The organism is Citrobacter sp. Cpo100 (genome assembly GCF_030332595.1).
GTDB classification, from domain to species: Bacteria; Pseudomonadota; Gammaproteobacteria; order Enterobacterales; family Enterobacteriaceae; genus Citrobacter; species Citrobacter portucalensis.
In genome coordinates this window covers 155,539-176,620 of record NZ_JAOWHM010000036.1, presented here as the reverse complement: position 1 = coordinate 176,620, position 21,082 = coordinate 155,539, and the positions used below count along the sequence as shown (strand labels likewise).

At 52.0% G+C, this 21,082-nt stretch carries 18 protein-coding genes; 7 read left to right on the top strand and 11 right to left on the bottom strand.

Features of this window, described 5'->3' with window-relative positions; all coding sequences use genetic code 11:
- Positions 1-2,291: retention module-containing protein (locus OGX96_RS15500; RefSeq protein WP_286583538.1), on the bottom strand; the 2,291-nt coding region annotated here is incomplete at its 3' end.
- 332 nt (positions 2,292-2,623) lie between these two features.
- On the opposite strand from OGX96_RS15500, the gene OGX96_RS15495 reads away from it, so the two are divergent.
- From OGX96_RS15495 to OGX96_RS15485, 3 genes are all read left to right on the top strand, one after another.
- Positions 2,624-3,967, top strand: a complete 1,344-nt coding sequence (locus OGX96_RS15495) for a TolC family outer membrane protein (RefSeq protein WP_057068072.1) — start codon at positions 2,624-2,626, stop codon at positions 3,965-3,967.
- 89 nt (positions 3,968-4,056) lie between these two features.
- Positions 4,057-6,249: a type I secretion system permease/ATPase gene (locus OGX96_RS15490; protein WP_286583536.1), complete on the top strand. Its 2,193-nt coding sequence runs from the start codon at positions 4,057-4,059 to the stop codon at positions 6,247-6,249.
- Complete coding sequence (locus tag OGX96_RS15485; RefSeq protein ID WP_057068068.1) at positions 6,236-7,609, top strand: HlyD family type I secretion periplasmic adaptor subunit; 1,374 nt, start codon at positions 6,236-6,238, stop codon at positions 7,607-7,609. The genes OGX96_RS15490 and OGX96_RS15485 overlap by 14 nt, the downstream gene beginning before the upstream one ends.
- A 41-nt stretch (positions 7,610-7,650) precedes the next feature.
- Here OGX96_RS15485 and OGX96_RS15480 read toward each other — a convergent pair whose 3' ends face one another.
- On the bottom strand, positions 7,651-8,256 hold the full coding sequence (locus tag OGX96_RS15480) for a helix-turn-helix domain-containing protein (protein ID WP_048215661.1): 606 nt from the start codon (positions 8,254-8,256) through the stop codon (positions 7,651-7,653).
- 455 nt (positions 8,257-8,711) lie between these two features.
- Between OGX96_RS15480 and OGX96_RS15475 the strand changes: the two genes are divergently transcribed.
- The 3 genes from OGX96_RS15475 (at position 8,712) to mutS (ending at position 12,783) form a co-directional block, all read left to right on the top strand.
- Complete coding sequence (locus tag OGX96_RS15475; protein WP_128612549.1) at positions 8,712-9,497, top strand: winged helix-turn-helix domain-containing protein; 786 nt, start codon at positions 8,712-8,714, stop codon at positions 9,495-9,497.
- Positions 9,497-10,009: a YqeJ family protein gene (locus tag OGX96_RS15470; RefSeq protein WP_003825820.1), complete on the top strand. Its 513-nt coding sequence runs from the start codon at positions 9,497-9,499 to the stop codon at positions 10,007-10,009. Before OGX96_RS15475 ends, OGX96_RS15470 begins: the two co-directional genes overlap by 1 nt.
- Before the next feature lie 206 nt (positions 10,010-10,215).
- Positions 10,216-12,783, top strand: coding sequence for a DNA mismatch repair protein MutS (gene mutS / locus OGX96_RS15465; RefSeq protein ID WP_103284789.1), 2,568 nt, complete (start codon positions 10,216-10,218; stop codon positions 12,781-12,783).
- Between the two features lie 92 nt (positions 12,784-12,875).
- Here the strand turns inward: mutS and OGX96_RS15460 are convergent, their stop codons facing one another.
- Genes OGX96_RS15460 through OGX96_RS15450 form a run of 3 tightly spaced genes read right to left on the bottom strand, consistent with a single transcriptional unit; the run spans position 12,876 to position 15,143 of the window.
- Positions 12,876-13,112 (bottom strand): non-oxidative hydroxyarylic acid decarboxylases subunit D, encoded by a 237-nt coding sequence (locus OGX96_RS15460; protein WP_032944812.1) that lies wholly within the window; start codon positions 13,110-13,112, stop codon positions 12,876-12,878.
- A gap of 10 nt (positions 13,113-13,122) precedes the next feature.
- Positions 13,123-14,550 (bottom strand): non-oxidative hydroxyarylic acid decarboxylases subunit C, encoded by a 1,428-nt coding sequence (locus OGX96_RS15455; protein WP_060683321.1) that lies wholly within the window; start codon positions 14,548-14,550, stop codon positions 13,123-13,125.
- Complete coding sequence (locus tag OGX96_RS15450; RefSeq protein WP_125363203.1) at positions 14,550-15,143, bottom strand: non-oxidative hydroxyarylic acid decarboxylases subunit B; 594 nt, start codon at positions 15,141-15,143, stop codon at positions 14,550-14,552. Before OGX96_RS15450 ends, OGX96_RS15455 begins: the two co-directional genes overlap by 1 nt.
- A 160-nt stretch (positions 15,144-15,303) precedes the next feature.
- On the opposite strand from OGX96_RS15450, the gene OGX96_RS15445 reads away from it, so the two are divergent.
- Positions 15,304-15,708: a MarR family winged helix-turn-helix transcriptional regulator gene (locus OGX96_RS15445; protein WP_100271962.1), complete on the top strand. Its 405-nt coding sequence runs from the start codon at positions 15,304-15,306 to the stop codon at positions 15,706-15,708.
- 142 nt (positions 15,709-15,850) lie between these two features.
- Here OGX96_RS15445 and rpoS read toward each other — a convergent pair whose 3' ends face one another.
- The 6 genes from rpoS to ispF all read right to left on the bottom strand — a co-directional run bounded on the left by rpoS (position 15,851) and on the right by ispF (position 21,060).
- The gene (rpoS, locus tag OGX96_RS15440; RefSeq protein WP_000081498.1) at positions 15,851-16,843 is read right to left on the bottom strand and encodes an RNA polymerase sigma factor RpoS; all 993 of its coding nucleotides are present in this window, start codon (positions 16,841-16,843) and stop codon (positions 15,851-15,853) included.
- 62 nt (positions 16,844-16,905) lie between these two features.
- Positions 16,906-17,988 (bottom strand): murein hydrolase activator NlpD, encoded by a 1,083-nt coding sequence (gene nlpD, locus OGX96_RS15435; RefSeq protein WP_223849051.1) that lies wholly within the window; start codon positions 17,986-17,988, stop codon positions 16,906-16,908.
- A gap of 184 nt (positions 17,989-18,172) precedes the next feature.
- Positions 18,173-18,799, bottom strand: a complete 627-nt coding sequence (locus OGX96_RS15430) for a protein-L-isoaspartate(D-aspartate) O-methyltransferase (RefSeq protein ID WP_003034172.1) — start codon at positions 18,797-18,799, stop codon at positions 18,173-18,175.
- The gene (gene surE / locus OGX96_RS15425; protein ID WP_003825728.1) at positions 18,793-19,554 is read right to left on the bottom strand and encodes a 5'/3'-nucleotidase SurE; all 762 of its coding nucleotides are present in this window, start codon (positions 19,552-19,554) and stop codon (positions 18,793-18,795) included. The genes OGX96_RS15430 and surE overlap by 7 nt, the downstream gene beginning before the upstream one ends.
- Positions 19,535-20,584 (bottom strand): tRNA pseudouridine(13) synthase TruD, encoded by a 1,050-nt coding sequence (truD, locus tag OGX96_RS15420; RefSeq protein WP_198801798.1) that lies wholly within the window; start codon positions 20,582-20,584, stop codon positions 19,535-19,537. The genes surE and truD overlap by 20 nt, the downstream gene beginning before the upstream one ends.
- Positions 20,581-21,060: a 2-C-methyl-D-erythritol 2,4-cyclodiphosphate synthase gene (gene ispF, locus OGX96_RS15415; RefSeq protein WP_003034167.1), complete on the bottom strand. Its 480-nt coding sequence runs from the start codon at positions 21,058-21,060 to the stop codon at positions 20,581-20,583. The genes truD and ispF overlap by 4 nt, the downstream gene beginning before the upstream one ends.
- Positions 21,061-21,082 lie beyond the last annotated feature (22 nt).

The window sequence follows — 21,082 nt, the reverse complement described above, 5'->3', positions numbered from 1 at the left end:
CGATAACCGAGGGTATTTTTCCCGGTATCAATCACCTGGCCGTGATACTGGTAGCCGTTAATCTCTACCAGCACCGGGTCGCCCGCTTTCGCGTCTTCCCCGCGCACGTTTCCGGTAATCACCTGCTTCGCCGCCGACAGCTCAGTAAAGTTCAGGGTGTTGTCGGCAGTGACATCATGAATATTGACGGTGTTATGCGCTTTAGTGTCCAGCACCACGGTACGGTGCGCCAGCGCGGTCACTTCATTACCCACCGCATCGTGGCTGACCAGCGTCACCACCACCGCATTTTTACCTTCCTTCAGCGTGCCGACCGGCACCGCCACTTCGTAGCGCAGTTCGCCGTTATCATCGACCACCGTTCCGGTAAAACTCTGCCCCCGCACGCTGACGGTAACGGTATCCCCCGCTTTGGCATCGCCGCCTGCCACGCCGCTTATCAGCGTGGTCATGCGGTTTTCAATGGCGTTGACCACATTGTCGTTCGCGACGGTGTCGATATGTACCGTGTTTTCCGCGAAGTTGTCGATATGCACATCGTGGCTGCTGGTGGCAATCGCCAGGTTGCCCGCCGCATCGTGAGAGGTGACCGTTACCTTCACGTCCATATAACCATCGACTTTTGCAACGTTGTTGGCAAAATCGGCAGCGTTCACCGCAATACGATAGCCCAGCGTGCTATTGCCGAGATCGATGATCTGACCGTTGTACTGGTGGCCATTGATCTCTACCAGCACCGGGTCGCCCGCTTTCGCGTCTTCCCCGCTGACGGTTCCGGAAATCACCTGGTTACGCATATACAGCTCAGCACGATTCAGGGTGTTATCTGTCGTGACATCATCAATCGTGAGGGCGTTATGTGCCTGGGTGTCCAGCACCACGGTGCGGTGCGTCACAGCAGTGGCTTCATTACCTACTGCGTCATGGCTTACCAGCGTCACCTGCACATCGTTAGCCCCCTCTTTGAGAGTTGCGGAAGGCACAACGATTTCATAGCGTAGCTGGCCATGATCGTCGAAAACCGTGCCGTGAAACGCTTTGCCCTGAATGGTCAACGTGACCGGATCACCCGCTTTCGCATCACCGCTGGCAATGCCAGAAATAATGGTCGGCATACGAAACTCATTAGCGTTGACGACATCATCATTCGCCACCGTTTCAATGGTCACGGCATTTTGCGCATACAGGTCGTTATCGACATGATGATCCGTGGAAACAATGGTGGTATTTCCTGCGTCGTCAGTAGAGGTTAACGTGGCGTGGATGTTCGGGTCATGCAGTAACCCCTGGGTCAGTACCGGGATGGTATAAGTCAGAGTCCCATTTCCGGGGTCGGTAACAACACCGGTATATTCTTTACCATCAACCAATAAAGTAACGATATCGCCGGGTTTAGTGTCGCCGCCGACCGACCCGTGGATCAGGGTTTGCGGCTGACGTGACTCTTCGTAGTTAATGAGGTTATCCGGCGTGACATTATCAACGGTAATGTCGATGTGTGGTCCGGTAATATCAATCAGCGCATGATCAAAACTTTCTGCCGTTCGTCCCGTCACATCGGTGGCTATTGCCACCACTGTTACATTTCCCGGGACCAGTTCCCCCAGATCGGTATCAATATTCCAGTGCCCGTTGCTCACCGGAACAGTAACGGTGAATGTGTTTTTTTGGCTATCGGTGAAGGTGAGTGTGATGTGATTTTGATTACTGGTGCCGCTTAAATGGGTCTGATGGAATTCGCTTTTGTTAATGAAACCGTCGTTGCCGGCAAACTCGGTAATTTGTACCTCAGGCGGGAAAACACTCGCGGAACCTGCGGTAACTCCCCCTATCGGCAGATTGATATCCCAGTTCGGGCTTCCCAGACCTTTGGTGTTAAAACCTGCTGTCGGATCAACCACCTGCCCGGTCAATTCAAGCTGAACCAGAGTGTGCCCCCCGCCGCCACCTTCTAATGTTACCGGTGCTTCATTACCCGCCGCGGTGGCTTCCAGCACCTGCGTCGGGTCAGCGCCATCGGCAATGGCCTTTTGTGCGGCGGCAATATCCTGAGCACTACTTTCCGGATGATGGCTGACCTGTAGCCCGTGCTCACCCCAATGGCTATTACGGCCTATATCCAGCGTTTTTCCGTCTGGTAAAGAGATACTTACCGCGCCGCTGGCACCGGTCACAATTTCTTCACCGCTATATACCCTGTCGCCTTCATGAACCAGTCGTTGTGCACCATTGGCATCAACTACGTAAACCTGTCCAATAATTGCTTTGATCACACCGAGTAATTTGCTCACCGTAACCTCACTTAATTACCATCATTATTTTTATAAACTCGTTAATATATTAACGAACAAATATCACATTCAATTAATGTAAACATTAATATCTCAATGTAGAAAAAAACACATTTTATAGAATGCAATTACATGAGACTTGACTGGCAAATGAATATAATAAAAAATAACCAAAAATAAAACACGATGTGACAAAACATGTCGCTGAATAGCTGATTACAGTCATCAATTAAGACAATTCATATTTGTTAATTAATATAACGTATTTGTAAAAATGGATGATAGCGACGACACCTGGATGTCATAACCGTGAGATATAGGGCATTCATGTCATGAAGAAGTTTTTAGTTTTTCTGCTTTCATGTTTTTCAATAAATGCAGTAAACGCAGAAGACTTACAAAATACCGTTAAAGATGCATTAGCGAATCATCCTGAAGTTAATGCTGCAATAAATAGCCGTTATTCCTCGGAGCAAGATCTGCGGGCGGCACAAGGTGGCTATTTGCCATCACTGAATTTAAATGCCGAGGCCGGACGCAAAAATGTTGATGATGCAACTACCCGCGCTGCAGGGCGCAATAACGGTCTGACTCAATCACCTAACGAGGCGACTATCAGCCTCGAGCAGAATGTGTTTAACGGCTTTGCGACCAACAGCGAAGTGGCGCGACAAAAAGCGACCGTTGACTCACGCGCCTACGGTGTGATGAACACCAGCGAAAGCACCGCTTATGCGGTGATTCAGGCCTATTTCGACGTGCTGCAACGCGAAGAGTTTGTTCGCCTTGCTGAAGACGATCTGGCGAACCACGAGCGCATTTACGACCAGATAAAACTGCGTACCGATCAGGGCGTTGGGCGCTCCGGGGATTTTATGCAGGCCGAAGCGCGTCTGGCGCAGGCGCGAAACAACCTGCTGACCGAGCAGACTAACCTTGAAGACGCGAAAACCACCTTTGTCAGCGTGACGGGCATGGATCCGCAGGGCTTAAGCCAGCCAGAAAGCATTGACTCTCAGCTGCCAACCTCGCTGGAAGATGCCAAAAGTCGGATGGAAAAAAATAATCCATTACTGAAGTCTGCCAATGCGGACATCGAAGCTGCGCACCAGCAGTATGAAGCGTCGAAATCAACCTTCTATCCACGTGTGGACGTAGAGCTTTCCCGCGGGATTAGCAATAACACCGATACCACCAGCGCACACACCGAAGAGTGGGAAGCGATGGTCAAACTGCATTACAACCTGTACCAGGGCGGCAGCGACAAAGCCAACATGAACTCCCGCGCTTATCTGCACAAGCAGGCTCAGGATGTACGTAATAACACGCTGCGCCAGCTGAATCAGGAGCTACGCCTGGCCTGGACCGCACTGCAAAACGCTCGCGCCCAGCTTCCTTCGGCGGAAGAATATGCCGACCGCAGCGTCAAAGTGCGCACGGCTTATCAGGATCAATTTAGTCTTGGCGAGCGTACGCTGCTGGATTTACTCGATAGTGAAAATGAAGTGTTCTCCTCTAAACGCCGTCTTGTTGAATTACGTTATCTGGCCATGACCAGTGGCTATCGTATTAGCGAACGCACCGGGGAATTAATGAATATTCTAAAAATCACACCGCCGCCTTCGGGGCAACCGGTAGATTCAGCAGAAGAAAATAGCTTACCGGAACTTCATTAATAATTATTAATCCCCAATAAATCCCTGACCTGCACGCTTATAATTAGCTTGCTATTGTTTAACCGTGCACGGTCAGAATGGTTGCGAAAATGAGTGCACAAGCCGAATTATTAAATGACGTCCCTGAGAATTACGCTCGTCCTAATTCTCAACATCACGACCCACGTAGCCATAATGACGACCCGTTATTAGATAGCTTACTGATTCTGTGTTCTCTGCACGGTAAACCGGCGAGTCGTTCAACATTAAGCAGTGGCCTGCCATTAGAAAACGATCGGCTCACGCTGAATATATTTCCACGCGCAGCGGCAAGGGCCGGTTTAAAGGCGCGAGTCGTCACGCGCACGCTCGATAAAATTCCGGCAATGTCTCTGCCTGCTGTCTTGTTATTGAACGCAGGGGGAACCGGGGTGTTGTTGGCATGGAACGATGACGGCAGCGCCCGCTTTATGCCCAGCGAAAGCGAAGGTGGGGAAATTTGCGTTGATGCCGCCACGCTTGAGCAAAACTATGCGGGCAAAGTCATTTTTGCGCATCCGCGCCACGAATTCGATTTGCAGGCAGAGGCCTTTCTGCCGCGCACCAAATCCTGGTTTAAAGACACGCTGAAGCTGTCGCGTTTTCTGTATATGGATGCGGTATTGGCCAGTCTGTTAATCAACCTGATTGCGCTCGGCACACCGCTCTTTACCATGAATGTGTATGACCGCGTCGTGCCAAACCAGGCAACGGTCACACTATGGGTGCTGGCAGTCGGCATCTGCCTGGCTTTTGTCTTTGATCTGATTTTAAAAATGCTGCGCGGTATCTGCCTTGATATTGCAGGTAAGAAAAGCGATCTCATCATCTCTTCAACCCTGTTTGAGCGCATTGTCGGTATGGAGATGAAAGAGCGCCCGGCGCGCGTGGGCAGCTTTGCACAAAACATTCACGAGTTTCAGTCACTGCGTGATTTCCTCTCATCCCTCACTTTGACGACAATTATCGATTTGCCCTTCACCCTGTTACTGCTGGTTGTTATTGGCATTATCGGCGGCGCGCTGGCATGGATCCCGGTACTGACATTACCGATTGCCCTGTTGTGCAGTTGGGCACTACAAAAGCCGGTCAACGCTGCGGTGGCAAAAACCATGAGCCTCGCCAGCGAACGCCAGGCGCTACTGATTGAAACCCTGAGCAGTCTGGATGCCATCAAAGTGAATAATGCCCAAAGCGAACGCCAGTTCCAGTGGGAACAAACGCTGGGCAGCCTGAGCCGTCTCGAACTGCGGGTGAAAACCTTGTCCAGCCTGGCCAGCAACCTTACTGGCTGGTTCCAGCAAATTTCAGGCGCGGTGATGATCATCGTCGGGGTGTACATGATTATCGACGGCAAACTGAGTATGGGTGGCTTGATCGCCTGCTACATGCTTAACGGCCGGGCACTCATGCCGCTGGGTCAGCTCACCGGCCTTATCGCCCGCTATCAGCAGGCGAAACTGACCATCAAAAACACTGAGAAAATGATGTCGCTGACGCAGGAGCGCCGTGCGGATGAAAACCCGCTCAAGCGTGAACAGTTACAGGGCAGCATTGAATTTCGCGATGTGGATTTCAGCTACCCGGAGCAACAAAACCTGTCGCTGCACAAAATTAACCTGACCATTCAGCCCGGTGAGCGCATCGGCATTATCGGGCGCAGCGGTTCCGGTAAAAGTTCGCTGAGTAAACTAATCGTCAATTTATACCAGCCGAGCGCCGGGAACCTGCTGATCGATGGTATCGACTCTCGTCAACTGGATGTGAACGATCTGCGCCACAGCATCGGCTACGTGCCACAGGACATCCAGCTATTCAACGGCACGCTGCGCGATAACCTGCTGTGCGGAGCGCGCTATGTCGATGACGAAACCATGCTGCGAGCGGCAGAACTGGCTGGCGTCAACGAATTCGCACGCCTGCATCCCGACGGCTATAACCTGCAGGTCGGCGAACGCGGCTCCCAGCTTTCCGGTGGGCAACGGCAGGCGGTGGCGCTCGCGCGTGCACTGTTGCTTGATCCCCCTCTCCTGCTACTGGATGAACCCACCAGTTCAATGGACAACACCAGCGAAGAGAAGATCAAACACACGCTGGCCCCCTGTATTGCGGGAAAAACGTTATTACTGGTCACGCACCGCGCTTCCATGCTGTCGCTGGTTGACCGTCTGATTATTGTTGATAAAGGTCGCATCATCGCAGACGGTCCGAAAGGGGTAGTGATGGATGCGTTGAAAAAGGGGCAAATTAATGCGTCTCGCTGATCTCCTGACTCGTGCCCGCAGCTATATGCAGCACTATTTTCGCGGTCGTGATGAAAATCAAACCGACAGTATTAATGAGGTCAGTCAGGCCATAATTGATGACGCCCCAAGAGTGATACGACTGACGTTGTGGGTGATCCTCGCGCTGGTGGTGCTGTCCTTCATCTGGGCTGGTTTTGCAAAAATTGATGAAGTGACACGCGGTGAAGGCAAAGCGATCCCTTCATCAAAACTGCAAAAAATCCAGAACCTGGAAGGGGGAATTGTCACCGAGCTGTACGTGCATGAAGGGCAAATCGTTAACGCCGGAACTCCACTACTGCACCTCGATGACACGCGTTTCGCCTCCAACGTGGGTGAAACCGAAGCCGACAAACTCGGTCTGCGCGCCAAGGTAGAACGCCTGACGGCGGAAGTTGAAAACCGGGACTTTGTGATTTCACACGAGATAGCCAGCCAGGCACCGGATGTCGCCCGGGGAGAAACCGAGCTGTACAACAGCCGCCGGGAACAATTTCACAACGAAATTTCCGGGCTCGAAGAACAGCTGGTGCAGAAAAAACAGGAGCTGCGCGACTTTGAGTCAAAGGAGGATCAGTTTAAGCACAGCCTCGGGTTAATCCGTCAGGAAATCAAAATGTCCGAGCCGCTGCTCGCTTCAGGCGCCATTTCAAAAGTCGAACTGTTGCGACTGCGTCGTACCGAAGTGGAAACCGCCGGGCAGCTCAATTCTATTAGCCTGTCGCTCCCCAAGGCCACGTCAGAAATTAAAGAGATTGAGAATAAAATCGGTGAAAGCCGTGGCCGTTTCCAGAGCGATGCGCTGGCCCAACTCAATGAAGCTCGCACCAATCTGAGTAAAACCCAGGCAAGCGTTAAAGCACTGGAGGATCGGGTGAACCGTACCATGGTCACCTCACCGGTGCGGGGTATCGTCCAGCAGGTGATGGTGAATACTATCGGCGGCGTCATTCAACCGGGCAGCGATCTGGTGGAAATCGTTCCGCTGGATGACAAACTGTTAATCGAAGCCAAAATCCAGCCGCGCGATATCGCCTTCCTCCATCCGGGTCAACATGCGATGGTGAAATTTACCGCTTACGATTACACCATCTATGGCGGTCTGCAAGGCGAAGTAGTGCAGATAAGCCCGGACACCGTTACCGATAAGCAGGGGCGAAGCTTTTATATTGTGCGTTTGCAGACGGACAAAAATTACCTGGGAACAAAAGAGCATCCGATGCTGATCATTCCCGGCATGGTGGCGAGCGTCGATATTCTCACCGGCAAGAAAACGATTCTGAGCTACCTGTTAAAACCGATTATTCGCGCACGCGCGGAAGCACTCAGAGAACGTTGATCGGTTGCGCTCCCTTACATTTTGCCGGGGAGCGCATGAATTTATAACGGCGTGCAAAAAGAGAGCTTTCCACGATTCAGGGTGATTTTCCCGTCATTAACCAGCTCCTGTAACACCTTATGGATAGCACTACGTGAAATATGGTTACGGGTCAAAATAAAAGTATACACGGATGTTTTCTCGCGAACCTCTGGTTCCATCGACCAGATATATTTCACGTGTTCAATAATCTGCTCACGTATAGTGCGGTGCGACTGCAACGCCTCACGCTGAAAATAACGTTGAAGATGATGCGTTAAGATATCAAAAGCCTGCTTCCATAAGTTTTTGGTCGTAAACAGGTGATCGGCATTTTGTACGCTCATCGCCCACATTTCACAATCGGTATCACAACGTAAATAGTGACCAGCCACTTCCGTACGCATTTGTGGCAGGCCGAGAATAGCAGGTGCAGAAATACTCACCGTGACTAAATCGTTTTCCACACGATAAACAGAGACAGTCCCTTTCTCCAGAAATAAGATATGTCCATCGGTCTTCAAATCAATACGCTGACGTTTTTTACGTAACGACAGCCAGGCATTATCCGACTTCTTCATTTCATCGCCAACGAGCACTACAGCATTTTCAATTTCTTTCTGGAACATGGGACTCTCTACCGCAAATTATGGCTTAGTCAAAAAGATGGTTAAATTTACTCGGCACTAAAAATAAATGTCAGCTCGCAAACAAGCTGACATTTATTCCCATCTACATCTACCACCGGCATTCCCTGGTGCCATTGACGCGTTAAGGTTCATGCTGTTTTCGCGTGGTGGTGCCAAGCAGTATATGGCGCTGTCCATAAAGAATTAATGGCAATCATCTTTGTCGACATTTTTTCATCTTTCTGTTCTTTGCAGAGTAGCCAAAAAGATACAATTAATTGATTTTAATGGGTTTTATTTTCATTAAAAAGTTATCATTCTTGTTATATCATGATACCAAATTGCAACACTTCGCGGTTCTCGCTGTGGGATCAGGTCCATGCTGGTGGTCTTTATAGGCTCAGTGGTATCATGACTAAACAACCACTAGACGCATCATCAAGAGTAGAGACAATATGTCTGAGACTGGCAATGTCAGTTATCTGATTGAAAATAGAATAATATTTACGCCAGCCACACAATGTCTGGCGCGGGTAGATCACCCCAATCAGCGGATAAAACTCAAACACTCAGCGTCGTTATGTCTTTTATTACTTATTCAACATCGCGGGCAAGTGGTTTCTCAAAACGAATTACTGGAATTCGGTTGGGGTAAAAATCACCGGCAGGTGAGTTTCAACGCCTTTTATCAAAGCATTCTCTCGTTGCGTAAAAGCTTACTGCAGCTGGAGCTTGAACAACCGCTGATCACAACGATCCCCCGCAAAGGGCTGATCATTCAAGAAGAGTTTGATATTCAGGTCATTGAAACACCGGAGGAGAACTCTGCTTCTGCTGAAGAATCCTTAGCGCCAGATGCCACCATTGAGGAATTTTTGGCTGACACACCGCGTCAACCTTTGATAACGGCTGCAGAAACAGTAATGTTGGCACTTACCCTGATAATTTGTGTGCTTATATTATATCCGTGGCAAGCCAGCGATGATTATTTCTCCGGCTATATCACTGCGGATAAAGCACCCACTGGCTGTCAGTATTATTTCAATAACGATGCCAGTAATTTCTCCCGGCATACCGCGTTTATCGACAAAAACCCAGGACTGTGTCAGAGCCATAAATTTATCTATATCACGACCTATCCTGAGTCTAAGAAACTGTCCGTACTGGTGTGTCGCTCACCGATAAAAGCCAGGCAAGAAAATGCCTGTCAGTCGGTATATTACCCACGGTATGATAGCTAATGAACTTATATCCCCGAACGTCCCGCATCCAGACAGGTATTATCCTGCTGCTTTGTTTTGCTGCGCTTATTCTTACTGTCGTCTATCGGTACAGTAAGAACAATGGCGAGTTACATGATCTCACCTGCCGCTCTGCCATCGAAATTGTACGCAATACAAGCTCGTTCCGAGGGATTATTGATATTAAAACCGGGGGCAGTAAAGGTATTGTGAATATTGATGGTATTATCAAAGATGCCGAAAATAATGAGCAAACCGTGCAACGCATGGTACTTTTTACACAATCCAGCTACGGCTCAAGCCCGGTTTGGATTTCACAGAAAATCCAAATTTCCAATCGAGAAACGGCTCCCGCCAGCCTTATTCAGGAACTCCTCCCCGATTTTTTCCTGACCAACACCAGCGTATCCAACGTCGATTTTTTTGCACTGAACAGCGCGACATACCTGATTACCAAAGAGGGGATCCCCTATCTGTACTGCCAGAATTATGCTTTGCCGGAAAATGAATAATCAATAAGCGTTCTGGCGGCAAAACCTACGGATGAATCTCAGTCGTTGTCGGTGATAAGATAGACCATTCAGGTCGAGCCAACGCTCGTCGTTACTGCCCATCAGGCGGCTTTCGAATGACAAATTTGTGGGTTTATGTGAGTTTCCAGGGGCTCACGTGAGACTGCCCAGGTCCCCAAAAAGATTAAAAAAAGAGCAAAAGCGATATGAAAGAGTCACTTGATACGGACTTCACGAACCACACCCCAATGATGCAGCAGTATCTCAAGCTGAAAGCCCAGCACCCGGAGATACTGTTGTTTTACCGCATGGGCGACTTTTACGAACTGTTTTATGACGATGCGAAACGTGCGTCTCAGCTGCTTGATATCTCCCTGACCAAACGCGGCGCGTCTGCGGGCGAGCCAATCCCGATGGCGGGCATTCCTCACCATGCGGTAGAAAACTACCTCGCCAAGCTGGTCAACCAGGGTGAATCCGTCGCTATTTGTGAACAGATTGGCGATCCGGCGACCAGCAAAGGTCCGGTCGAGCGCAAAGTGGTGCGTATCGTCACGCCAGGCACCATCAGTGATGAAGCGCTGTTACAGGAACGCCAGGACAACCTGCTGGCCGCTATCTGGCAGGACAGTAAAGGTTATGGTTACGCCACGCTGGATATCAGCTCCGGGCGTTTTCGTGTTAGCGAACCCGCCGACCGCGAGACCATGGCCGCAGAATTGCAGCGCACCAATCCCGCTGAACTGTTGTATGCCGAAGATTTCGCTGAAACCTCACTGATTGAGGGACGTCGCGGATTACGTCGTCGTCCACTATGGGAATTTGAAATCGATACCGCTCGCCAGCAGCTAAACCTGCAGTTTGGCACGCGGGATCTGATTGGCTTTGGCGTAGAAAACGCCCCGCGTGGATTATGCGCGGCTGGCTGCCTGCTGCAATACGTAAAAGATACCCAGCGTACCTCGCTGCCGCATATTCGTTCCATCACCATGGAACGTCAGCAGGACAGCATCATTATGGATGCCGCCACGCGCCGCAATCTGGAAATTACCCAGAACCTGGCGGGCGGGGTTGAAAACACGCTGGCTTCAGTACTCGACTGCACCGTGACGCCGATGGGCAGCCGTATGCTCAAGCGCTGGCTGCATATGCCGGTCCGCGACACCAAAGTCCTCACTGAGCGTCAACAGACCATCGGCGCGCTACAGGATTCCACCGGTGAATTGCAACCCGTGCTGCGTCAGGTCGGCGATCTTGAACGTATCCTTGCACGTCTGGCCCTGCGTACCGCGCGCCCGCGCGATCTGGCCCGTATGCGTCATGCATTCCAGCAATTACCGGAACTGCGCGCACAACTGGAAAGCGTAGACAGTGCCCCCGTACAGATGCTGCGCGAGAAAATGGGTGAGTTTGCTGAGCTGCGTGAACTGCTGGAACGTGCCGTAGTGGAAGCTCCACCTGTGCTGGTTCGCGACGGTGGCGTCATCGCCCCCGGCTATAACGAAGAACTGGACGAGTGGCGAGCGCTGGCTGATGGCGCAACTGACTATCTGGACAGACTGGAAATCCGTGAGCGCGAGCGCACCGGCCTTGATACGCTGAAGGTTGGGTTTAACGCCGTTCACGGCTACTACATTCAGATCAGTCGCGGGCAAAGTCATCTGGCGCCGATTAACTATGTGCGTCGCCAGACGCTGAAAAACGCCGAACGCTACATTATTCCGGAGCTGAAAGAGTACGAAGACAAAGTTCTGACATCAAAAGGTAAAGCGCTGGCGCTGGAAAAACAGCTGTACGATGAGCTGTTCGATATGCTGCTGCCGCACCTGGCTGATTTGCAACAAAGCGCCAGCGCGCTGGCAGAACTGGACGTACTGGTCAACCTTGCGGAACGCGCTTATACCCTGAATTACACCTGCCCGACCTTCACCGACAAGCCTGGTATTCGTATTACCGAGGGACGTCATCCGGTGGTTGAACAGGTGCTGACCGAGCCGTTTATCGCCAACCCACTTAACCTCTCGCCTCAGCGACGGATGCTGATTATCACCGGCCCGAACATGGGGGGTAAAAGTACCTATATGCGCCAGACTGCGTTAATTGCGCTGCTGGCCTACATCGGCAGCTACGTTCCGGCGCAGAAAGTGGAGATCGGGCCTATCGACCGCATCTTTACCCGCGTGGGCGCGGCGGATGATCTGGCCTCCGGTCGTTCCACCTTCATGGTAGAAATGACCGAAACCGCCAACATTCTGCATAACGCCACCGAGAACAGCCTGGTGCTGATGGATGAGATTGGACGCGGCACCTCCACCTACGACGGCCTGTCGCTGGCGTGGGCGTGCGCGGAAAATCTGGCCAATAAAATCAAAGCATTAACGTTGTTTGCCACCCACTACTTCGAACTGACTCAGTTACCGGAGAAAATGGAAGGCGTAGCAAATGTGCATCTTGATGCGTTAGAGCACGGCGATACCATCGCCTTCATGCACAGCGTACAAGATGGTGCGGCGAGCAAGAGCTATGGTCTGGCAGTAGCAGCCCTGGCTGGTGTACCAAAAGAGGTTATTAAACGCGCGCGGCAAAAACTGCGCGAACTGGAAAGCATCGCGCCGAATGTTGCTGCGACCCAGGTCGACGGCACACAGATGTCGCTCCTGTCAGCTCCGGAAGAAACGTCACCCGCCGTTGAAGCACTGGAAAATCTCGACCCGGATTCGCTAACTCCTCGCCAGGCGCTGGAGTGGATCTACCGGTTGAAGAGTCTGGTGTAACGCCGTAATGCCCGATGGCGCTACGCTTATCGGGCCTGCAAAATATCGCTGTATTTAGGCCGGGTAAGGCAAAGCCGCACCCGGCGTGTTGATTAGCGCTTATCTTCAGCCAGCAGCGGTGGAATACTCGGCACCATCGGTGCGTCATCAATATCCTTCTGCGTCATGCGAAACGCTTGCGGGTAGTGCTCGCGGCTGGTACGGCGTAGCGGCTCAGTATCACGCCAGGTGTATAGACAATGCTGGCACTGATATACCGTCCAGACACCTTTTACCGGCGAGTTTGCCATCACTTCAATATGTTCATCGGCACAACGTGGACAAATCATCTGCTACTCCTTATTTACGGTTGGCCAGCATGGCGGTCATTTTTTCTGCCCAGGCTTTCGTTTCCGGTAAATCGCATACCGGCTGGCTGTAGTGCCCACGGTTATCCGGCGCAACCGGCGTGGTCGCATCAATAATTAACTTGTCGGTAATCCCCGCCGGACTGGAACCCGGATCAAGCTCCAGCACCGACATATTCGGCAATTGCACCAGATCGCCCGCCGGATTGACCTTCGAAGACAGCGCCCACATCACCTGCGGCAGGTTGAACGGATCAACATCCTCATCAACCATAATCACCATTTTCACGTAACCCAGGCCATGCGGCGTCGTCATTGCGCGCAGCCCCACCGCGCGGGCAAAGCCGCCGTAGCGTTTTTTGGTGGAGATAATTGCCAGCAAACCGTGGGTATACATGGCATTCACCGCCTGCACCTCCGGGAATTCGGCTTTCAACTGTTGATACAGCGGTACGCAGGTTGCTGGCCCCATCAGGTAGTCAATCTCCGTCCACGGCATCCCCAGATACAGCGATTCAAAAATAGGTTTGGTACGATAAGAGACTTTATCGATACGCACGACCGTCATATTACGTCCACCGGAATAGTGTCCGGTAAACTCGCCAAACGGCCCTTCGATTTCACGCTTACGACCTTCAATTACCCCTTCGAGGATCACTTCTGAACCCCATGGCACGTCAAAGCCGGTGAGCGGCGCGGTAGCGATCGGATACGGACTTTCACGTAGCGCTCCCGCCATTTCGTATTCCGACTGATCGTACTTCAGCGGCGTGGCCCCCATCAGGGTGATGATCGGATCGTTACCCAGCGTGATGGCAATCGGCAGATCTTCACCGCGCTCTTCGGCTTTATGCAGGTGCAGCGCGATATCGTGCATCGGCACCGGTTGCAGGCCAAGCTTGCGTTTGCCCTTCACCTCCATACGATAAATGCCGACGTTCTGCTTGCCAAAGTTGTCCGGATCCAGCGGATCGCGCGACACCACGCAGGCTTTATCAAGATAGAAACCGCCGTCGCCATCGTTCAGGCGAAACAGCGGCAGAATATCAAACAGGTTGATCTCATCACCATCAACACAGTTTTCAGCCCACGCCGGATTGGCGCGACGCTCCGGCGTAACCGGAAATTTATCCCAACGGCGAATAAACTCATCAATCTGTTTTTTCACTGGGGTATTTGGCGGCAGGCCTAAAGAGATGGCGTGATTCTGCCACGAACCAATAGTGTTCATCGCCACGCGGGCATCGGTAAAACCACGAATATTGTCAAACCACAGCGCTGGCGCACCGTCACCAATGCGTCCGGTCGCATTGGCTGCCGCAGCCAGATCCGGCTCGGCGTTAACTTCTTCACTGATTTTCAGCAATTGCCCCTGGTCATCCAGCGCCTGTAAAAAGCTGCGCAAATCATCAAATGCCATTATTCATTCTCCTGTGAAAAATTCTGCGCCTGCCGTAAACCCTGCCAGCGACGGGCGTTGGGGTGTTCCAGACCAAACTGATCGAGCACACGCGCAACGATATGCTGCGTAATGTCATCGACCGTTTGCGGGTGGTTGTAATACGCGGGCATCGGCGGGACCATCGCCACGCCCATGCGGGAAAGCGCGAGCATGTTTTCCAGATGAATCGTGCTAAGCGGCATTTCACGCGGAACCAGAACCAGCTTGCGCCCTTCTTTCAGCACCACATCAGCAGCGCGCCCCACCAGCCCTTCCGCGTAGCCTGCACGAATACCGGCCAGGGTTTTCATACTGCAGGGGATAATGATCATGCCGTCAGTACGAAACGATCCAGAGGAGATGGTTGCCGACTGGTCCGCCGGGTTGTGGCAATAATCGGCCAACGCAGACACATCACGGACGCTGTACGGCGTTTCCAGTTCAATAGTGGTTTTGGCCCACTTTGACAGCACCAGATGGGTTTCCACCTCGGGCATTTCTCGCAGCGCCTGCAATAGCGACACACCAAGTGGCGCGCCGGTTGCCCCGGTCATTCCGACAATCAGTCTCATTTAGCCTCTCGATTTTTGTTCGTGTACGAACGTTTTGATTAAAATACTCTCACATAACATTTCGGGCAAGGTCATCGAGCACAGATCGCTAAAGCCGCAATTGTTAAAAAAAGATGCGTAACCCGCTATGATAGAGACTGACAGGAATTCCGGAGCGCTCATGCCGTTACGAAATAAAGCATTTCACCTTTTACGTCAGCTCTTCCAGCAGCATACGTCCCGCTGGCAACATGAATTACCGGACCTGACCAAACCACAGTATGCGGTGATGCGCGCCATTGCTGAACGTCCCGGCATTGAGCAGGTCGCCCTGACCGAAGCCGCAGTCTGTACCAAGGCAACCCTTGCGGAAATGCTGAGCCGAATGGAAAAACGGGAGCTGGTCAGGCGTGAACATGACCCGGCAGATAAGCGTCGACGGTTTGTTTATTTGACCGCGCAAGGAGAAGCATTACTGGCCAGCGCAACTCCGTTAGGCGATAGCGTGGATGATGAGTTTCTGGGCAGACTTAGCGAAGAAGAACGCGAGCAGTTCACACGTCTGGTGCGTAAGATGATGAACTAATCTGCCGGATGGCGACATAAATGTCTTATCCGGCCTACAAAGTCCTGCTCCCCGTAGGCCTGATAAACGCAGTGCCATCAGGCAACAAACATAGAAAAAGGCCAGTCCCAATGAGACTGGCCTTTCTTGATAGAACTTGTGCTTACTCGCGGAATAGCGCTTCGATATTCAGTCCCTGAGTCTGCAGGATTTCACGCAGACGACGCAGACCTTCAACCTGAATCTGGCGAACACGTTCACGGGTGAGACCAATTTCACGGCCCACATCTTCCAGTGTCGCAGCTTCGTACCCCAGCAGACCAAAACGACGTGCCAGCACTTCACGCTGCTTGGCGTTCAGTTCGAACAGCCATTTAACGATGCTCTGTTTCATATCATCGTCTTGCGTGGTGTCTTCCGGGCCGTTTTCCTTTTCATCGGCCAGAATATCCAGCAACGCTTTTTCGGAATCGCCACCCAGCGGGGTGTCTACCGAGGTAATACGCTCGTTGAGTCGGAGCATACGGCTGACGTCATCAACCGGTTTATCCAGTTGTTCAGCAATCTCTTCTGCGCTCGGTTCGTGGTCCAGTTTATGCGACAACTCACGCGCGGTACGCAGATAGACGTTCAGCTCTTTTACAATGTGGATCGGCAGTCGGATCGTACGGGTTTGGTTCATAATCGCCCGTTCGATCGTCTGGCGGATCCACCAGGTTGCGTATGTTGAGAAGCGGAACCCGCGTTCCGGGTCAAACTTCTCGACTGCACGGATTAGTCCCAGATTGCCCTCTTCAATCAGGTCCAGCAATGCCAGACCACGATTGCCATAACGACGAGCAATTTTCACCACCAGACGCAGGTTACTTTCAATCATGCGACGGCGAGAAGCGACATCCCCACGCAGTGCGCGACGCGCAAAATAAACTTCTTCTTCGGCTGTTAACAGTGGTGAATAACCAATCTCACCAAGGTAAAGCTGAGTCGCGTCCAACACACGCTGTGTGGCCCCCTGCGATAACAGCTCTTCTTCAGCCAGGTCGTTATCACTGGGTTCCTCTTCACTCAAGGCTTTTTCATCAAAAGCCTCTACTCCGTTCTCATCAAATTCCGCATCTTCATTTAAATCATGAACTTTCAGCGTATTCTGACTCATAAAGGTGGCTCCTACCCGTGATCCCTAACGGAACTAGCACGTGAAAGCCTGGTTCCGCCGAATTATCGCTGCGGTAAATAGCGCAGCGGGTTTACGGATTTCCCCTTGTAACGAATTTCAAAATGCAAGCGTGTTGAACTGGTTCCGGTGCTACCCATGGTAGCTATTTTCTGCCCCGCCTTGATTTCTTGTTGTTCCCGGACCAGCATTGTATCGTTATGGGCGTAGGCACTCAGGTAATCATCGTTATGTTTGATGATAATAAGATTACCGTAACCGCGCAGTGCGTTACCGGCATATACGACGCGTCCATCTGCGGTCGCGACAATAGCCTGTCCTTTACTGCCTGCAATATCGATCCCTTTATTGCCACCTTCAGTAGCCGCGAAGTTTTCGATTACTTTGCCGTCAGTCGGCCAGCGCCAGGTAGAGATTGGCGAGCTGGTTGACGTTGAGCTTGCAGTTGATTCGGTTGCGCTAACTGCTGGAGCCGTTACAGGCGCTGTGACAACGGTCCCAGCAGGCTTGTTGTTCGGCAACATTTTATTAGCACTTTGTTCACCTGAATCCTCAGAATACGTAATTGTTGGTTTCGAAGCAACAGCAACGGTGGAATTTTGTGCAGGGTTGGTCACAACTCCTTGCTGTGCTGCATCCGCCTGGGTAATAGCATTACCACCAGTAATCGGTGTACCCGACGCGTTGCCCACTTGCAGAGTTTGACCGACATTCAGGCCATACGGGGCCGGAACGTTATTGCGTTGTGCGAGATCACGGAAATCGTTCCCGGTAATCCAGGCGATATAGAAAAGGGTATCGCCTTTCTTAACAGTATAGGTACTGCCGCCCGTATAGCTACCTTTCGGAATGTTCCCATACTTACGGTTGTACACAATACGACCGTTTTCCATCTGCACAGGCTGTTCCGCAACAGGCTGGATCTGTGTTGACTGTGTGGTCGGACGCTGCACCGGCTGGATCTGTGGCGTTTGCTGTACTGTCGACGTCGAGCCCATTTTTGGTGGAGGCGTAATCAGCATGCCGGAATTGGTGTTCGTTGATGCACCGCCATCAACGGAACTGACCGGTGCAGGTGGATTCGAGGTATTTGAACAACCTGCCAGCCATAATGAAACCAGTGACAATGCCGCAATGCGGCGGACGGTAAATTTGTGGCTTCCCGCGCTCATTTATCCCCCAGGAAAATTTGGTTAAAACCAGTGACGTAATCACCGTGCAAGGCATCGGACTGGGCACTGGAAACGTGACCACGATACGCTTACTAATTCCAGAATATCCAGGAAAACTCCAGGTATTCAGAGCCAGTATCTACGCAAGCTCCCCTTTTACTAAGGGAACGAAACGTACGGCCTCCACGGTATCGATAATAAATTCGCCTCCCCGACGACGCACCCGTTTCAGAAACTGGTGCTCGTCGCCCACGGGTAAGACGAGAATACCGCCTTCATCCAACTGCATCATTAGCGCAGTTGGGATCTCAGGCGGCGCTGCCGTAACAATGATAGCGTCAAACGGGGCTCGCGCTTGCCAGCCCTGCCATCCATCACCATGACGGGTAGAAACATTATGTAAATCAAGCTGTTTAAGTCGACGACGCGCCTGCCACTGCAAACCTTTAATGCGCTCAACAGAGCACACATGATGCACCAGGTGCGCCAGAATCGCCGTTTGGTAGCCAGAGCCGGTACCAATTTCCAGCACCCGGGACTGCGGCGTTAACTCAAGCAGTTCGGTCATCCGCGCAACCATATAGGGCTGCGAAATCGTCTGCCCCTGACCAATCGGCAGAGCAATATTGTCCCAGGCCTTATGTTCAAACGCCTCATCAATGAATTTTTCACGCGGCACGGCGGCAAGTGCATCGAGAACAAGCTCATCTCTGATGCCCTGCGCACGTAATTGTTCAAGAAGAGTGTGTACGCGTCTGCTTACCATTGCGTGTCGGCTCCCACGCTGTCTAACCAGTCAGAAACAACTTCATGCGCGCCATATGCGGTTAAATCGACATGCAGCGGCGTAATGGAAACATAGCCTTCATCGACAGCGGCAAAATCAGTATCCGGTCCGGCGTCGCACTTTTCGCCCGGCGGCCCGATCCAGTACAGCGTATTACCGCGCGGATCCTGCTGTGGGATCACCTGATCCGCAGGATGGCGGCTACCGCAGCGGGTGACGCGGATACCTTTAATCTGATCCAGCGGTAAATCCGGCACGTTGATATTCAAAATGCGCCCGGTGCGCAGCGGTTCGCGACTCAGCGCCCGTAAGATACGGCAAGTTACTGCGGCAGCAGTATCGTAGTGTTTATGCCCATCAAGTGAGACCGCCAGCGCAGGAAAGCCCAGGTGACGACCTTCCATCGCCGCCGCAACGGTACCGGAATAGATAACATCATCGCCCAGATTAGGACCTGCGTTAATACCAGACACGACAATGTCCGGACGCGGACGCATTAATGCGTTCACGCCCAGATAGACGCAATCGGTAGGTGTACCCATTTGTACGGCGATATCACCGTTATCATAGGTGAACGTGCGAAGTGAGGATTCCAGCGTCAGCGAGTTAGACGCGCCACTGCGGTTACGATCCGGGGCAACCACCTGTACGTCAGCAAACTCACGCAGCGCTTTCGCCAGCGTTTGTATACCGGGTGCGTGGACCCCATCATCGTTACTCAGCAATATACGCATAATCACCCATTGTGTTAATAAGTTCCCTTACAACACTGGTGGCGAAGCTACCTGCCGGTAGCCAGAAACGTAACTCAACGGTTACGTCATCCCACCAGTTCCAGCTTAATTGTTGTGGATACAGCAACATAGCACGACGCGATGCGTCGACTTTCTCGCGCCACAACAGCGACTGCAGCGCGGTTTCATCAGCAATAGCGGCTTCTTCAAACGCCAGCGCGTCGCGCTGAGTTCCCCACTCACCGCTGCCCGGTAATGCCGCTGTAATCATCAATTCTTTATCATCGACGCGACGCTGTAATTCGGTCTGTTCTTCCTGCGTGGCGACAAACCAACTTCCGCGTCCCGACAATTGTAGCGCATCGCCGTCAACAACTTGATTAAAGTCTGTTTTTTTCAAGCGTTCACTGACTATCTGATTAAACAACGCGCTACGGGCCGCCGACAACCAAAAACTGCGCTTATTGCGATCGCGCACCGGCGCATCGCTTTGCGCCCAGCGCAGCGCCCCTTGCAGGTTGCTGCCGCCAATACCAAAACGCTGAGCGCCAAAATAGTTCGGTACGCCGCGCTCGCTAATCGCCTGCAAACGCGCTTCAACGTCATTTCGCTGGCTCACTTCACGCAGCACCAGCGTAAATTCGTTACCTTTCAGCGCCCCTAAACGCAGCTTACGCTTGTGGCGCGCGTACTCCAGCACTTTACAGCCTTCGAGTTCAAATTTGCTTAAATCAGGCATTGCATTGCCCGGCACGCGCGCGCACAGCCACTGTTCCGTGACTGCATGCTTGTCTTTCTGGCCAGCAAAGCTCACTTCACGGGCGTGAATTTTCAGGAACTTCGCCAGCGCGTCAGCCACAAAACGGGTATTACAGCCGTTTTTCAGGATACGCACCAAAATGTGCTCGCCTTCGCCATCCGGTTCGAAGCCTAAATCTTCGACGACGACAAAGTCTTCCGGATTCGCTTTCAGAACGCCATGGCCTTGTGGTTTGCCATGGAGATACGTCAGATCTTCAAACGCAGTCATTTCGTTGCCTTAATGAGTAACGCCACCGCTTCACAGGCAATCCCTTCCCCACGCCCGGTAAAACCGAGTTTTTCCGTGGTGGTCGCTTTCACGTTAACATCATCCATATGGCAGCCGAGATCTTCGGCAATAAACACGCGCATTTGCGGAATGTGCGGCAGCATCTTCGGCGCCTGAGCAATAATCGTCACATCCACATTACCAAGCGTATAGCCTTTGGCCTGAATACGCCGCCAGGCTTCTCGCAATAATTCACGACTATCTGCACCTTTAAAGGCCGGGTCGGTGTCCGGGAAGAGTTTACCGATATCCCCCAGCGCAGCCGCGCCCAGCAGTGCATCGGTTAACGCGTGTAACGCCACGTCGCCATCAGAATGCGCCAGCAATCCTTTTTCATACGGGATGCGCACACCACCAATGATAATTGGGCCAACTCCGCCAAAAGCGTGTACGTCGAAACCGTGTCCAATTCGCATTATGCCTTCTCCTGATATACAC